This window comes from Anaeromyxobacter diazotrophicus (assembly GCF_013340205.1).
Taxonomy (GTDB): Bacteria; Myxococcota; Myxococcia; order Myxococcales; family Anaeromyxobacteraceae; genus Anaeromyxobacter_A; species Anaeromyxobacter_A diazotrophicus.
Window position 1 is genome coordinate 299,893 of record NZ_BJTG01000001.1, and the last position, 13,893, is coordinate 313,785.

18 protein-coding genes are annotated in these 13,893 nt (G+C 73.6%); 13 read left to right on the top strand and 5 right to left on the bottom strand.

The window, feature by feature from the left end; all coding sequences use genetic code 11:
• Positions 1 to 15 precede the first annotated feature (15 nt).
• On the bottom strand, positions 16 to 873 hold the full coding sequence (locus HWY08_RS01310) for a phosphatidate cytidylyltransferase (RefSeq protein WP_176062315.1): 858 nt from the start codon (positions 871 to 873) through the stop codon (positions 16 to 18).
• Complete coding sequence (gene uppS / locus HWY08_RS01315; protein ID WP_176062316.1) at positions 870 to 1,625, bottom strand: polyprenyl diphosphate synthase; 756 nt, start codon at positions 1,623 to 1,625, stop codon at positions 870 to 872. Before uppS ends, HWY08_RS01310 begins: the two co-directional genes overlap by 4 nt.
• A gap of 111 nt (positions 1,626 to 1,736) precedes the next feature.
• Here uppS and HWY08_RS01320 point away from each other — a divergent pair, with 111 nt between their 5' ends.
• The 8 genes from HWY08_RS01320 to rpoZ are packed head-to-tail and all read left to right on the top strand — an operon-like array spanning position 1,737 to position 8,520.
• Entirely contained in the window at positions 1,737 to 2,840 is a 1,104-nt protein-coding gene (locus HWY08_RS01320) for a serine/threonine-protein kinase (RefSeq protein WP_176062317.1), read from the top strand.
• A 34-nt stretch (positions 2,841 to 2,874) separates the two neighbouring features.
• On the top strand, positions 2,875 to 3,537 hold the full coding sequence (locus HWY08_RS01325) for a hypothetical protein (RefSeq protein WP_176062318.1): 663 nt from the start codon (positions 2,875 to 2,877) through the stop codon (positions 3,535 to 3,537).
• A 13-nt stretch (positions 3,538 to 3,550) separates the two neighbouring features.
• Complete coding sequence (locus HWY08_RS01330) at positions 3,551 to 4,438, top strand: ATP-binding protein (RefSeq protein WP_176062319.1); 888 nt, start codon at positions 3,551 to 3,553, stop codon at positions 4,436 to 4,438.
• 45 nt (positions 4,439 to 4,483) lie between these two features.
• A complete protein-coding gene (locus HWY08_RS01335) occupies positions 4,484 to 5,257 on the top strand; it encodes an ABC transporter ATP-binding protein (protein ID WP_176062320.1) in 774 nt (257 codons plus the stop codon).
• Positions 5,258 to 5,268: 11 nt separating this feature from the next.
• A complete protein-coding gene (locus HWY08_RS01340; protein ID WP_176062321.1) occupies positions 5,269 to 6,063 on the top strand; it encodes an ABC transporter permease in 795 nt (264 codons plus the stop codon).
• Positions 6,064 to 6,067: 4 nt separating this feature from the next.
• The gene (locus HWY08_RS01345) at positions 6,068 to 7,603 is read left to right on the top strand and encodes a GldG family protein (protein ID WP_176062322.1); all 1,536 of its coding nucleotides are present in this window, start codon (positions 6,068 to 6,070) and stop codon (positions 7,601 to 7,603) included.
• Between the two features lie 17 nt (positions 7,604 to 7,620).
• The gene (locus HWY08_RS01350) at positions 7,621 to 8,217 is read left to right on the top strand and encodes a DUF4340 domain-containing protein (RefSeq protein WP_176062323.1); all 597 of its coding nucleotides are present in this window, start codon (positions 7,621 to 7,623) and stop codon (positions 8,215 to 8,217) included.
• Positions 8,218 to 8,253: 36 nt separating this feature from the next.
• Positions 8,254 to 8,520 carry a DNA-directed RNA polymerase subunit omega gene (gene rpoZ, locus HWY08_RS01355; protein WP_176062324.1) on the top strand — a complete coding sequence of 89 codons (267 nt, stop codon included), beginning with the start codon at positions 8,254 to 8,256 and terminating at the stop codon, positions 8,518 to 8,520.
• A 33-nt stretch (positions 8,521 to 8,553) separates the two neighbouring features.
• Here the strand turns inward: rpoZ and HWY08_RS01360 are convergent, their stop codons facing one another.
• Positions 8,554 to 9,210 (bottom strand): hypothetical protein, encoded by a 657-nt coding sequence (locus HWY08_RS01360; RefSeq protein WP_176062325.1) that lies wholly within the window; start codon positions 9,208 to 9,210, stop codon positions 8,554 to 8,556.
• 1 nt (position 9,211) lies between these two features.
• On the bottom strand, positions 9,212 to 9,811 hold the full coding sequence (locus tag HWY08_RS01365) for a hypothetical protein (RefSeq protein ID WP_176062326.1): 600 nt from the start codon (positions 9,809 to 9,811) through the stop codon (positions 9,212 to 9,214).
• A gap of 348 nt (positions 9,812 to 10,159) precedes the next feature.
• Between HWY08_RS01365 and groES the strand changes: the two genes are divergently transcribed.
• Positions 10,160 to 10,450, top strand: a complete 291-nt coding sequence (gene groES / locus HWY08_RS01370; protein ID WP_176062327.1) for a co-chaperone GroES — start codon at positions 10,160 to 10,162, stop codon at positions 10,448 to 10,450.
• Between the two features lie 88 nt (positions 10,451 to 10,538).
• Positions 10,539 to 12,185: a chaperonin GroEL gene (gene groL / locus HWY08_RS01375; RefSeq protein WP_176062328.1), complete on the top strand. Its 1,647-nt coding sequence runs from the start codon at positions 10,539 to 10,541 to the stop codon at positions 12,183 to 12,185.
• Between the two features lie 75 nt (positions 12,186 to 12,260).
• Here groL and HWY08_RS01380 read toward each other — a convergent pair whose 3' ends face one another.
• On the bottom strand, positions 12,261 to 12,698 hold the full coding sequence (locus HWY08_RS01380) for a hypothetical protein (protein ID WP_176062329.1): 438 nt from the start codon (positions 12,696 to 12,698) through the stop codon (positions 12,261 to 12,263).
• Positions 12,699 to 12,861: 163 nt separating this feature from the next.
• On the opposite strand from HWY08_RS01380, the gene HWY08_RS01385 reads away from it, so the two are divergent.
• From HWY08_RS01385 to HWY08_RS01395, 3 genes are read left to right on the top strand one after another with little or no spacing between them, the layout of a single operon-like run.
• Positions 12,862 to 13,026 (top strand): hypothetical protein, encoded by a 165-nt coding sequence (locus HWY08_RS01385; RefSeq protein ID WP_176062075.1) that lies wholly within the window; start codon positions 12,862 to 12,864, stop codon positions 13,024 to 13,026.
• A 25-nt stretch (positions 13,027 to 13,051) separates the two neighbouring features.
• A complete protein-coding gene (locus HWY08_RS01390; protein WP_176062330.1) occupies positions 13,052 to 13,249 on the top strand; it encodes a hypothetical protein in 198 nt (65 codons plus the stop codon).
• Positions 13,250 to 13,276: 27 nt separating this feature from the next.
• Complete coding sequence (locus tag HWY08_RS01395; RefSeq protein WP_176062331.1) at positions 13,277 to 13,876, top strand: short chain dehydrogenase; 600 nt, start codon at positions 13,277 to 13,279, stop codon at positions 13,874 to 13,876.
• Positions 13,877 to 13,893: the final 17 nt, after the last annotated feature.

Below are 13,893 nucleotides of genomic sequence, written 5' to 3' on the forward strand. Positions count from 1 at the left end.
GTTCTCCTCACCCTCTCACTGGGCGAGGGTGGCCCAGAGGTAGACCCAGGGCGCCACGAAGAGCAAGGCGTCGATCCGATCCAGCAGCCCGCCGTGCCCGGGGATCAGGCGCCCGGAGTCCTTGACCCCTGCCGAGCGCTTGAGCATCGACTCGCACAGGTCCCCGAGGGGGCCCAGCACCGACGCGCCCAGCCCGAGGCCGACGCAGCCCGCCCAGGACAGGAGGAAGGCCTCGCCCTCCGGCTGCGGCAGGACCCCGGGGCCGAAGAGCGCCTTCACGACGAGCGCCCCGAGCACGCTGCCGAGGACGCCGCCCCCGAACCCCTCCCAGGTCTTCTTGGGGCTGACGCGCGGGTAGAGCGGGTGCTTTCCGAAGAAGCGGCCGGCGAAGTACGCGAGCGTGTCGTTGAGCCAGGTGGTGACGAAGGTGAGGATCACCCACGCGAACCCGTGCCGCAGGCGCAGCCCGACCACCGAGCTGATGAGCACGCCGCAGTAGAGCCAGGCCAGCGCCGAGGCGGCGACCCGCTGCGGCGAGCCCTCGATGGGCCCGGCGCGGAACAGGTTCAGGACGAGCAGCGCCATGGCGGCGACGGCGAGCGCGAGCGGGACGATGCTGGGGTAGGCGCGCGAGGCGTCCTGCGCCGTCCACCAGGGGACGAACGGCAGGAGCGCGGCCACCGCCACCCCGAACGCCTCGGGGACGCGCACCGCGGTGAACATGCCGGTGAGCTCGATGGCCGAGATGGCCGCCGCGACGGCGAGGAGCACGGTGAACGGCAGCCCGCCCAGCCAGGTCACCCAGACCAGCGCGGGGAACAGGAGGAGGGCCGAGACGACCCGCAGCGCGAGGTTCTTGTTCTTCTCGTTCATGCGCGGTCGCGCGCCGCCACCTGCGCTCCGGTGAGCCCGAACCGGCGCTCGCGCCTCTGGAAGTCGTCCACGACCTGCAAGAGCTCCAGCTCCCGGAAGTCCGGCCAGAGCAGCTCGGTGAAGGCCAGCTCGGCGTAGGCGCACTGCCAGAGCAGGAAGTTCGAGACGCGCCGCTCGCCGCTGGTGCGGACGAGCAGGTCGAGCTCGGGCAGCCCCACCGTCCACAGCCGCGCGTCGAGGGCGTCCCGGTCGAGCGACACGCCCTCGGCCGCGGCGCGGCGCGCGGCCTGCGCGATGTCCTCGCGGGCGTCGTAGGAGAGCGCGAGCGTGAGGATGAGGCCGCGGTTGCCCTGCGACTCCTGCCGCATCCGCTCCAGCCGCTCGCGGACGAACCCGGGCAGCCGGTCCAGCTCGCCGATGGCGTGGAGCCGGACGTCGTTGTCCATGATCTCGGCGCGCTCGGAGTCGAGGTACTCGGCGAGGAGCTGCATGAGCCCCGCCACCTCGTCCGGCGGCCGCGACCAGTTCTGCGCGCTGAAGGCGTAGAGGGTGAGCGCCTCGAGCCCGATCCGGCGCGCCTCGCGGGTCACCGCGCGCACGGACTCGGAGCCCTCGCGGTGCCCGGCCAGCCGCGGCAGGCCGCGCGCCTCGGCCCAGCGGCCGTTCCCGTCCATGATGATGGCGACGTGGCGGGGCAGCGGGCGCGCGCGCACCTTCTCCCGCAGGCTCTCGGCGAGCGTCCTCTCGGCCACGCGCGGCTCATAGCACGGCGGCCCGGTGGTGGCGAGGGACGCGCGCGGCGCGCCCGGCGGCCCCGGGACCCCCCGTTGCCGGGCCAGAATCCCCCCCGTATGCTCGACCGGATGCCCCCTCGCGCGGTCGGCCCATACGAGGTCCTGTCGGTCATCGGCCGCGGCGGGATCGGCACCGTCTACCGCGCCCGGCACCGGACGAGCGGGGCCGAGGTGGCGGTGAAGCTGCTGGGGCCGCCGCCCGCCTGCGACCCCACTGCCGCGCGGCGGCTGGCGCGCGAGTTCGAGGCGCTGCGGGGGCTCGATCACCCGAACGTGGTGCGCGTGTACGACGCCGGCGTGCACGAGGGGTACTCGTTCCTCGCCATGGAGCTGGTGGAGGGGCTCGACCTGCGCAGCTACCTCTCGCCGGCCCTCGACGCCTCCCCCTACGCCGGCGCCGCGCCCGGCGCACCGGCCCCGAGCGGCGACCGCCCCGCGCTCGACGCCTGGTCCGACGAGCCGGACACGGAGAGCCTGCTCACCCCCGCCCTCGACGTGGAGCCGCCGGCGCAGGGCCCCGACGCCATCCGCGCCTTCGCCGCGCTCATGGACGAGCCGGAGACGGAGGGGAGCTTCGCGCAGGCCGAGCCGCGGGAGGCCTCGCCGGAGAAGGTCCGGGCCGGGGAGGCGAAGCCGCTCGCGGACGAGGTGCTCGAGGGCCTGAACGGCCCCTCGCGCCGCGCCCGCCTCGTGGACGCCGTGGCGCAGGTGTGCGACGGCCTCGCCCACGTGCACGCGCACGGCCTCGTGCACCGCGACCTGAAGCCGTCCAACATCATGGTGGACGACGCGCGCCGGGTGCGGCTCATGGACTTCGGGCTGGTGAAGCTCGCGACCGACGCCACCCACCTCACCCTGCACGGCCGGGTGGTGGGCACCTACCGCTACATGGCCCCCGAGCAGGCGCGCGGCGAGGCGGTGGACCACCGCGCCGACCTCTACAGCCTGGGCGTCATCCTGTTCGAGCTCCTGTGCGGGCGGCCGCCGTTCCTCTCCAAGCGGCCGGTGGAGCTGTGGAACGAGATCATCTCCCGGCCGCCGGTGGCGCCCGCCGCGCTCAACCCCGGGGTCGACCCGCGCCTGGCGCGGCTCGCGCTGCGGCTCCTCGCGAAGGACCCGCGCCAGCGCTTCCAGACCGCCGCCGAGGTGGCCGCCGCCGTGCGCGGCGGCTGAGCGTCAGGGAAGCGGTCCACGATGGGCTGCGCGCATGTCCGATCTCCCGCCCTCCCAGCTCACCTACGAGGTCGTGGTGGCCGAGTACTTCCTCGGGCTGCGCGGCGCCGGGCTCATGCTGTCGCCGCTCGACCTCGAGCAGGTGCGCGCCTGGGAGCGGCGCGGGCTGCCGGTGGCGGTGGTCTGCCGCGGGCTCAAGCACGGGCTCGAGGCGGCGCTGCGCGACCGGCCCGAGGGCTCGCCCCCGCCGCGCGCGCTCCGCGCCTACCGGCGCGCGGTGGAGGACGCCTGGCGCGCCTACCAGGGCGGGCGGGTGGGCGACGCGCCGCCGCCGCCGGGCGAGGCGGAGGTGGCGGCCGCGCGGCTCGCCGCGGCACGGGCGCTCCTCGCCGCCGCGCCGGCCGGCGGCCCGGCGGCCGGCGGGCTGGCCGCGGCCCGGGCAGCGCTCGCCGCCTGCGCCGGCGCCGGCCTGGCCGAGGTGGAGGGGGCGCTCGACGCCGCGGACGCCGCGCTCCTCCGCGGCTGGATCGGCGCCCTGCCCCGCGCCGACCGCGCCGCGCTCGGCCCGCGCTGCCGGCGGCTCGCCGGCGACCGCCCTCCCTGGACGCGGCCAGCCGCCTACCGCCACGCGCTCCGGGCGCACCTGGCCGACGCCGGGCGGGAGGCCGGCCTCCTCCGGCTGGCGGCTTCGGTGTAGACTCCCGGGCCCCATGGCCGACCCAGCGCAGAGTGGTCCCTGCCGCGCGTGCGGCGGGGTGGGCTACCTCGTCGAGCAGGTGCTCGGGCACCCCGCCCGCGCGCGCCGCTGCGACTGCCAGGCCGCCTGCCCCCGCTGCGGCGAGAGCGGCTACGTCCTGGTGCAGAACGGGCCGTCCGCGGTCGCGCAGCCCTGCGCCTGCCGCCGGCTCGACGAGCGGATCGCCCTCTTCAACCGGATCGGCATCCCGGCCGCGGTGGCGCTCGCCTCCTTCGACACCTTCCGCGCCTGGTCGCCCGACCACGCCGCCGCCAAGGCGGCCGCCGAGGACTTCGCCCGGAAGTTCCGCGGCGATCGGCCGACGAAGGGGTTCCTGCTCTACGGCCGCCCCGGGGCGGGCAAGACGCACCTCCTCTGCGCCGCGCTGCGCTGGCTGGCGCTGGAGAAGGGGGTGGGGAGCCGGTACGTCGAGTTCATGCTGCTCCTCTCCGACATGAAGTCCGGCTTCGACGCGAACCGCAGCCACATGGAGGTGCTGCGGCCGCTCCTCCAGGTCCCGGTGCTCGCCATCGACGAGCTGGGCAAGGAGCGCGGCACCGACTGGGAGCGGTCGATGCTGGACGAGCTCATCAGCCGCCGCTTCAACGCCGGGCTCACCACGCTCTTCGCAACGAACTACTTCCTCGAGGACCGGGCGGTGCCGGAGTCGCCCGGACGATCCGTGAACACCCGCTCGGCCCAGTTCCAGCGCGACGCCGAGAGCATGACGCTCGCGCAGCGGGTGGGCGACCGCATCTACTCGCGCCTCAACGAGATGTGCGTCTTCGTGAAGCTGGACCCCGGCCATGACCTCCGCAAGGAGCGGGCCGACGCGGGCAGCGCCGGGTTCTGGAAGGGGTAGGCCGCGCCCTTGACAGCGCGCGCGGCTGCGCTATCGCTCCCCGCCATGATCGAGGTCTCGCATCTCACGAAGCGCTACCGCGAGCGCCTGGCGGTGGACGACCTGTCCTTCACGGTCGCGAAGGGCGAGGTGATCGGCTTCCTCGGTCCGAACGGCGCCGGCAAGTCCACCACCCTGCGCATCCTCACCGGCTTCCTGCCCGCCACGAGCGGCACCGCCACCGTGGCCGGCTTCGACGTGTTCGAGCACCCGCTCGAGGTGAAGCGGCGCATCGGCTACCTGCCCGAGAACCCGCCCGTCTACCTCGACCTCACCCCGCGCGCCTGCCTGGAGCTCGTGGCGGGCCTGAAGGCGCTGCCGCGCCGCGCGGTGAAGGGCGAGATCGAGCGGGTGGCGCACCTGGCCGGCATCGAGGACGTGCTCGACCGCGTGGCGGGGAACCTGTCGAAGGGGTACCGCCAGCGGGTCGGGCTGGCGCAGGCGCTGGTGGGCGATCCGGAGGTCCTCGTCCTCGACGAGCCCACCGTCGGCCTCGACCCGCTCCAGATCCGGGAGGTGCGCGAGCTGGTGAAGGGGCTCGCCGAGCGGCATACGGTCATCCTCTCCACCCACATCCTCCCGGAGGTGGCGATGACCTGCCAGAAGGTGCTGGTGCTGAACGCCGGGCGCCTGGTCGACTTCGACACGCTCGACGGACTCATCGCGAAGCACCTCCCCGGCCGCCAGGTCACGCTCGACGACATCGCCTTCCTGGAGGAGATCTACGGGAAGCTCGTCTCGCCGTCCGGCGCCGCCCCGGTGGCCGCCGCCGCCCGGTAGGAGAGGACCTCATGCGCAGCACGCTCGCCCTCGCGAAGAAGGAGCTCCAGGTCTACTTCACGACCCCCATCGCCTACGCCGCGTTCATGGTGATGGCCTTCTTCGCCGCCCAGTTCTTCACCGGCGCGCTCGACGCCTACCGCACCTTCGTCGTCCGCGTGTCGGGCTCCGAGGCGCAGGGCGTGCTCGAGCACCTCAACCTCACCGACGTGGTGGTGTCGCGGCTGTTCGCCTCGGTGGGCGTCTTCATCGTCATCTCCGCCCCCTTCCTCTCCATGCGCCTCCTCGCGGAGGAGAAGCGCGGGCGCACCTTCGAGCTGCTCATGACCTCGCCGGTACGCCCGCTCCAGATCGTGGCCGGCAAGTACCTGGCGGCGCTGGTCGTGATGGCGGTGTCGGTGGGGATCGTGGCGCTCTTCCCCGCCCTGCTGTCGCTCTTCGCCAAGGGGGCGCAGGGCGGCCCCGCGGTCGAGTGGCAGACGGTGGGCACCGGGCTCCTCGGCCTGCTCCTGCTCGGCGCGATGTGCATGGCGGTGGGGCTGTTCGTCTCGGCGCTCACCGAGTCGGTCATCGTGGCGGCGCTCGTGTCGCTCATCGTCCTGCTGGGGCTGTGGGTGGTGACGCTCTTCACGGTCGGCACGGAGGGGCCGCTGCGCGACCTCGCCTCCGGGATGAGCGCCTCCGAGCACCTGATGCCGTTCCTGCAGGGCCGGATCGAGCTCAAGGACGTCGTCTACTACCTCTCGTTCGTCGCGCTCGGGCTCTGGCTCACCGACCGCGCCGTCGAGGGGCACCGCTGGGCCTGACGCCATGAAGAAGCCCATCCTCTCCCGCGTCCTCGGCGCCGTCGGCCTCGTCCTCCTGGCGACGAGCGCGGTCACCCTCTTCTTCGGCAACACGCGCTTCCTGGTCGGGAAGCTGGTGCTGGCGGCGGCCTGCGCCGCCGCCTCGTTCGCGCTCGGCGAGGCGGGCGGGCTGCGCCGGTTCTTCACCGGCCGCGCGCTCCACTTCGGGGCGGTGACGGCGGTCTCCGCGCTGGCGCTGGTGGTGGCGCTCGGCGCCGCCAACTGGATCGCCTACCAGCGCCCGAAGAGCTGGGACCTCACCAAGAACCGCATCTTCACGCTGCAGGAGGACACGGTCCGGACGCTCCGGGCGCTGAAGACGCCGGTGAAGGCCCTCGCGGTCTACCGCCTCGACGAGGAGGGCTACGCGCAGGCGCGCGCGCTCCTCGAGCGGTACGCCGCCGTCACGCCGCGCTTCACCTTCGAGCTGGTGGACCCCTACAAGAACCCGGAGAAGGCGCGCGCCTACGGCGTCCTCTCCTCCGGCCCGCGCATCCTGCTCCTCTCCGGCGACCAGCGCGCGCCCGCCTCGGCCGCCGACGAGCAGGGCGTCACGAACGCGCTGGTGAAGGTCACGCGCACCGCCGCCCGCAAGATCTACTTCCTCACCGGCCACGGCGAGCCCGACCTCGCCTCGCAGGAGCCGCGCGGCTACGGGCTCCTCGCGAAGGCGCTCACGGCGGAGGGGTACGAGGTGGCGCCGCTCTCGCTGCCGGAGCAGGGCCGGGTCCCGGCCGACGCGGCGGTGCTGGTGGTGGCGGGGGCGAGGAAGGCGCTCCTCCCGCCCGAGCTGAAGCTCCTCGACGCCTACGCCGACCAGGGCGGGCACCTCGGCCTCTTCCTCGAGCCGGAGGCGGACGCCGGCCTCGACAAGCTCCTGGCGCGCTTCGGCGTGCAGGCCGATGACGACGTGGTGGTGGACCCGTCGCCGGCGGCGCAGCTGCTCGGCTCGCCGGTCTCGCCCATCGCCCTCCCCTCCGGCGCGCACCCCATCTCGCGCGAGCTGGCCGACACCGCGCTCGTCCTCCCCACCGCGCGCTCGCTGGTGGCGCTCACGCAGGCCGGCGTCACGCCGACGCCGCTCGCGCTCACGGGCAGCGAGGCCTGGGGCGAGACGGACCTCAAGGGCGTCTTCGAGCGCGGCCAGGCGCGGCGCGACGAGGGCGAGAAGGGCGGCCCGCTGCCGCTCGCCATGGCGGCGGAGAAGCCGGCGGCCGGCGAGGGACAGCGCCCGGCGCGGCTGGTGGCCGCCGGCGACTCCGACTTCTTCACGAACCAGTACCTGCAGCTCGGCGGCAACAGGGACTTCGCCATGAACGCGCTCTCCTGGCTCGCCGAGCAGGAGGACCGCATCACGCTCCGGCCGCGGAGCCGCGAGGCGTCGCTGGTGCTGCTCACCGACGCCCAGGCGACCGCGCTCAAGTTCCTCTCGGTGGACGTGCTCCCGGTGGGGCTCCTGGTGCTGGGCCTGGCGGTGTGGATGGTGCGGCGGTCGCGGTAGGCCCGCCCGGAACGGCCATGACCTCGCGCGCCCGCTCGCTCCTCTCGGCCTTCGCGCTGCTCGCCGTCGCGGCGGGCGCGGTCGCCTTCGCCTGGTTCGGCGTCGCGCGGAAGGACGAGGCCGCGGCGGCGCGCAAGGCCGCCGGCCAGCGGCTCTTCGCGTTCGAGCCCGCCCAGGTGAAGGCGCTCACGCTCCGGGCGAAGGGCACCACCACGGCCCTCGCCCGCGCGGGCGACGGCTGGCGGCTCGAGGGCGAGCGGCCCGCGCCGGCGCAGCGGCGCGTGGTGGAGGGCCTCCTGGAGGCGGTCGCCGGGCTCCAGAAGAAGGCGGTGCTCTCTCCGGCGGACGGTCCGGCGCTGGAGCAGTACGGCCTCGCGGCGCCGGAGGCGCAGCTCACGCTGACGCTCGACGGCGGCCGCCAGGTCGAGCTGGCGCTCGGCGGCGAGAACGCCTACGACGGGACGCGCTTCGTGCGGACCGGCGACGGGACGGTGGCGCTGGTGGACGGCGGGGTGGCCTGGCGCCTCACCCGGGACCGCCAGGCCTTCGAGCAGCCGCCCCCTCCCCCGCCCTCCCCGGACGCCGGCGTTGACGCGGGGCGTCCACCCCCTTAAAGTTCGCCCCTTCGACTTCCGGGAGAGAGATCAGACATGGCCCGCGTCACCGTAGAAGACTGCCTGCCGATGGTGGACAACCGCTTCGCGCTCGTCCTCCTGGCCACCAAGCGGACCCGCCAGCTCATGGCGGGCGCGCGGCCGCTCCTCCCCGCCTCCAAGAACAAGCCGGCCGTGCTGGCCCTGCGCGAGATCGCGACGAGCAAGGTCCGGTTCGACCGCTCGGTGCGCGACGCCCTCTCCGGCAAGTTCGACCAGGAGAAGGTGAACATCGGCGCCGGGCAGACCCGCACGCTGAAGTAGGGCGGGGGCTCGTCCCCCCGGGATCGCCGCGCCTCACTGCAGCGCCCGCGCCCCCAGGTACCCCAGCTTCTCCGCCCCGCCCATCCGGTAGCTCTGCCGCAGCTCGCGCAGGAGCCCGTCGGCGTCGGCCCCATCCACGTAGCGCGCCTCCAGCCACCGCGCGTAGCCGCCCGCCAGGCGGTTCGCGAGCTGGTAGCGCTCGCGCTCGTCCGGCGCGAGGTGCGGCAGGTACGCCACCCGCTCGAACAGGCGCCGCCGCAGCGCGCGCGACGCGCCCCGGTGGCCGCGCCGCCACAGGTGCAGGACGAGCAGCGCCCACTTGTCCACCTCGGCCTGGACCTCGAGCTCGAGGAGCGACACCGGCAGCCCGGCCGCGGCGCGGGTCACGAGGTAGACGAAGTGCGACACGCCCTCGGCCGCGCAGGCGAGCCGCGGCAGCACCTCCGGGGCGGTGAGGAGCGGCCGGCGATCGTGCGGGTCGGCGGCTCGGGCGGCGAAGAGCACCTCGTCGGCGAGGAAGAGCCCCAGCTCGAGCCCCTCCTCCGACTCGCGCACCAACAGCGCCTCGAGGGCGCGCGGCTCACCCGCCGCCGCGCGCGCCCGCTCGCGATCGACGAGGAAGTCCTCCACCGCCGGCGCCCGCACGCCGTAGATGGCCTCGAGCTCCGCCTGGAAGAAGGGGATGGTCACGTCACTGCTTCAGGTCGCGGCGCGGCCGGGACGGGCCGGCGAAGAGCGCCACCCCGCGCTCGCGCAGCTGGCGCGCGAGCCGCTCGGAGCCGGTGGCGAGGAACCGCTCGTAGAGCCGGAGGACGCCGCGGTTCGAGCGCAGCTCGGACTGCTCCGCGATCTCGGCCAGCAGGTCGACGAGCTGCGGGAACCGCTCGGCCAGCTCGGCGAAGAGGAGCTGCGCGCCCGACGGCCCGCGCGGCTCGCCCGAGAGCGCGTCGTACGCGCGCTCGCCCATGGCGATGTAGTAGTCCACGTCCACCAGCGACCGCGCGAGCGAGTCGCCGAAGAAGCCGGAGACGAAGAGCGAGGTGTCCCCGAGCTGCTTCAGGTTCCGGTACCGGGCCTCCCGGTCGCCCTCGAGCGCCCGCTTCAGCATCAGCGCCAGCGGCTCGTCGGGGGCGCCCCGCGCCGCGCCCCCGTGCAGCCGCTCCGCGAGCAGGTTCACGAGGTAGAACTCGGTCGCCTCTCGCACCCGCAGCCTGCGCTGTGCGAGGCTGTCCGACACCAGCTCCTTGAAGTACTCCTGCGCGCTCTGGCCGACGACGATGGGTTCGCTCACCTGGTGGAGACCTCCACACCGCGGGTTCGTCCGCCCGGGCGCCTCCCGTCGCACCGGACGTCCCTTCGAAAAAGGTACCCTCGGCGGGTCGCCGACACAACCCCTCGTGATTTCGTGAGTTTTTGGCAGTCGGCGCCTGCGAGCGCCAGCGCGCCTCGACTGCCAGCCCGGGGCGAAATCTCCTGCCGCGCCGCCCCCCTCGCAGGCGGCCGGGCGCGCTTGACAGGTGATCGCGCGTGGTTAAAGTACCCCGCGTCGTTGGCAGTCGGCTCGGCTGACTGCTAACGACGTTCCCTTTTCCCCAGCCGGCCGCCCCCCCGGGCACCGCATCTCAAGAAGGAGGAGTCCATGAAGATCCGTCCGCTCCAGGACCGCATCATCGTGAAGCGCGTCGCCGAGGAGGAGAAGACGAAGGGCGGCATCATCATCCCCGACACGGCCAAGGAGAAGCCGATCGAGGGTCAGGTGATCGCCGTCGGCAACGGCAAGGTCCTCGAGGACGGCAAGGTCCGCCCGCTCGACATCAAGGCCGGCGATCGCGTGCTGTTCTCCAAGTACGCCGGGACCGAGATCAAGATCGAGGGCGAGGAGCACCTCATCATGCGCGAGGAGGACATCCTCGGCGTGATCGAGAAGTAGTTGCCCCCACCCTACCCACCCCGAGAAAGGCGGGCACGCCCCGCCGTCACGTAGGGCGGGGGCTCGCCCCCCGCCGAGGAGAATACGAATGGCTGCCAAGGAAATCCTGTTCGACCAGCGCGCGCGCGAGGCGATCCTCAAGGGGGTCAACACGCTCGCCGACGCCGTGAAGGTCACGCTCGGCCCGAAGGGCCGCAACGTCGTCATCGAGAAGAGCTTCGGCTCGCCCACGATCACCAAGGACGGCGTCACCGTCGCGAAGGAGATCGAGCTCGAGAACAAGTTCGAGAACATGGGCGCGCAGATGGTGAAGGAGGTCGCCTCCAAGACCTCCGACGTCGCCGGCGACGGCACCACCACCGCCACCGTGCTGGCGCAGGCCATCTACCGCGAGGGCTCGAAGCTGGTCGCGGCCGGCCACAACCCGATGGACATCAAGCGCGGCATCGACAAGGCGGTCGAGGCCGTGGTGGCGCAGCTCAAGAAGCTGTCGAAGCCCACCAAGGACCACAAGGAGATCGCCCAGGTCGGCATCATCTCCGCCAACGGCGACCAGACCATCGGCAACATCATCGCCGAGGCCATGGAGAAGGTCGGCAAGGAGGGCGTCATCACCGTCGAGGAGGCGAAGGGCCTCGAGACGACGCTCGACGTGGTCGAGGGCATGCAGTTCGACCGCGGCTACCTGTCGCCCTACATGGTGACGGACCCGGAGCGGATGGAGGCGGTCCTCGACGACGCGTACATCCTCATCCACGAGAAGAAGATCTCGAACATGAAGGACCTGCTCCCGCTGCTGGAGCAGATCGCCCGCGGCGGCAAGCCGCTCCTCATCGTGGCCGAGGAGGTCGAGGGTGAGGCGCTGGCGACGCTCGTCGTCAACAAGCTGCGCGGCACCCTGCACGTCTGCGCGGTCAAGGCGCCCGGCTTCGGCGACCGCCGCAAGGCCATGCTGGAGGACATCGCGATCCTCACCGGCGGCAAGATGATCGCCGAGGAGCTCGGCCTCAAGCTCGAGCAGGTGACGCTGAAGGAGCTCGGCCGCGCGAAGCGCATCACGGTGGACAAGGACAACACCACCATCGTCGACGGCGCGGGCAAGAAGGCCGACATCGAGGCGCGGGTGAAGACGATCCGGGCCCAGATCGAGGAGACCACCAGCGACTACGACAAGGAGAAGCTGCAGGAACGGCTCGCCAAGCTCGTGGGCGGCGTGGCGGTCATCAACGTCGGCGCCGCGACCGAGACCGAGATGAAGGAGAAGAAGGCCCGCGTCGAGGACGCGCTGCACGCGACCCGCGCCGCGGTCGAGGAGGGCATCGTCCCCGGCGGCGGCGTGGCGTATCTGCGCTGCCTCAAGTCGCTCGCCGAGGTGAAGGTGACCGAGGGCGAGAAGTCCGGCCTGGAGCTCGTGCGCCGGGCGCTCGAGGAGCCCATCCGCCAGATCAGCGAGAACGGCGGGCTCGAGGGCTCGATCGTGGTGAACAAGGTGAAGGAGTCGAAGGAGGCCGCGTACGGCTTCAACGCCGCCAGCGGCGAGTACGAGGACCTGGTGAAGGCCGGCGTCATCGACCCGACCAAGGTCTCCCGCACCGCGCTGCAGAACGCCGCCTCGGTCGCCTCGCTCATGCTGACCACCATGGCGATGATCGCCGAGAAGCCGAAGGAGGAGTCGGCCGGTGGCCCCGCCGGCATGCCGGGCGGGATGGGCGGCATGGGCGGGATGGGGATGTAATCCCCCTCACCCCGAACCCGACGTGAACGAGAGGCCGCCCCCGGGCGGCCTCTTTTTTTTGCCCTCCGCCCGACCTCACCCGACGAGCGGGAAGAGCCGGCGCGCGACCTCCCCGAGCAGCGCGAGGAGCTGCCCCGGGAAGAGGAGCACCGGCGCGGCGAGCGCGAGCGCCGCCAGGAGCGCCCAGGCGCGCCGCCGGACGATCCGGTCCTGCCGGTCCATGAAGACGGAGGTGCCGAAGAGGGCCAGCGTGAGCGTGCCGCCGGTGGCGAGCGCCGCCGGCAGGGGGAACCCGTAGGCGCGCAGCGCGGCCGCGACGGCCGCCAGGCCGAGCGCGTTGAGCAGGTCGCGGCCGTTGCCGGCCCACCAGGCGCGCGCCTCCTCGCGCCGCAGCCGGACGCCCAGCTCCTGGAGCACCACCAGCAGCGCGACCGCGACCAGGTAGGCCGCGGCCGCGACCGCGCGCGCCGTCTCGCTCCTCGCCTCGAGCGACCAGAGGGGGCCGGGGGTCATCGCCGCGCATCGTACCTGCGCGGGGGGCGCGCCGCACCACGGATGGCGCCGCGCGCCCCCGGGGCCGCCGCCGGCCATTCCCGGCTCGGTGGGTTCCGCCGTCCGGGGCTCCTCTGCAACGGCGCGCGAGGCGCACCATGCTCTTCGGACGGAGGAGACGACCATGGCCGAGACGAAGAAGGGCGGGTTCCACGCCCTCGAGGAACGCATCCACCAGCTGGAGGAGGACGACAAGAAGCGCGAGCAGCAGGCGTCGGCCGAGCCGGAGCGCGGCCGAGGATCGAAGCGGGGCGAGGGCGAGGCGGCGCCGCCCGCCGAGCGGAAGTGACCCGCGCCTGGCAGGGAGCGCCGCCATGAGCGTGCTGGTCGAGGACGTGGTGAGCCACCGCCTGTACGAGCTGCCCGAGGACGCGCCGACGAGCGATCGCCCGCGGCGCCGTCCCATCTCCGCCACGGTGCCGGTGGAGGGGCGCGAGACGCGCGAGGAGTTCTACCTCGCCGCCGCCAAGTGGCCGGAGCTGCGCGGCCACCGGCTGCGGGTGGTCGGATAGCGCCGCCGCCGCGGCGAGGGGGACGTCATGAAGGTCGTCGTCATCGGGGCCACCGGCACCATCGGCAAGGCCGTCGCCGAGGCGCTGGCGCCCCGGCACGAGGTGGTGAGGGTCGCGCGCCACGGCGCCGTCCAGGCGGACCTGGAGGACCCGGCGTCGCTGGCGCGGCTGTTCGAGACGGTGCGGGACGTCGATGCGGTCGTGTGCTGCGCCGGGAGCGCCGCCTTCAAGCCGCTGGCGCAGCTCGCCGACGCGGACTTCGAGCTCGGCCTGCGGAGCAAGCTCATGGGGCAGGTCCACCTCGTCCAGGCGGCCGCGCCGCGCCTGCGCGACCGCGGCTCCATCACGCTCACCGGCGGCGTGCTGGCGCACGAGCCGATGCCGGGCGGCGCCGCCATCTCGCTCGTGAACGCGGCGCTGGAGGGGTTCGTCGCCGGCGCCGCCCTCGAGCTGCCGCGCGGCCTGCGCGTGAACGTGGTCAGCCCGCCCTGGATCACCGAGACCCTGAAGGCGCTGAAGATGGACCCCTCGATCGGCATCCCGGCGGCGGCCTGCGCGAAGGCCTACCTCGCCGCGGTCGAGGGGAAGCACCAGGGCGAGACGCTCGAGGCGCGGAAGTTCGCCTGACCGGCGCGCCCCGCCGC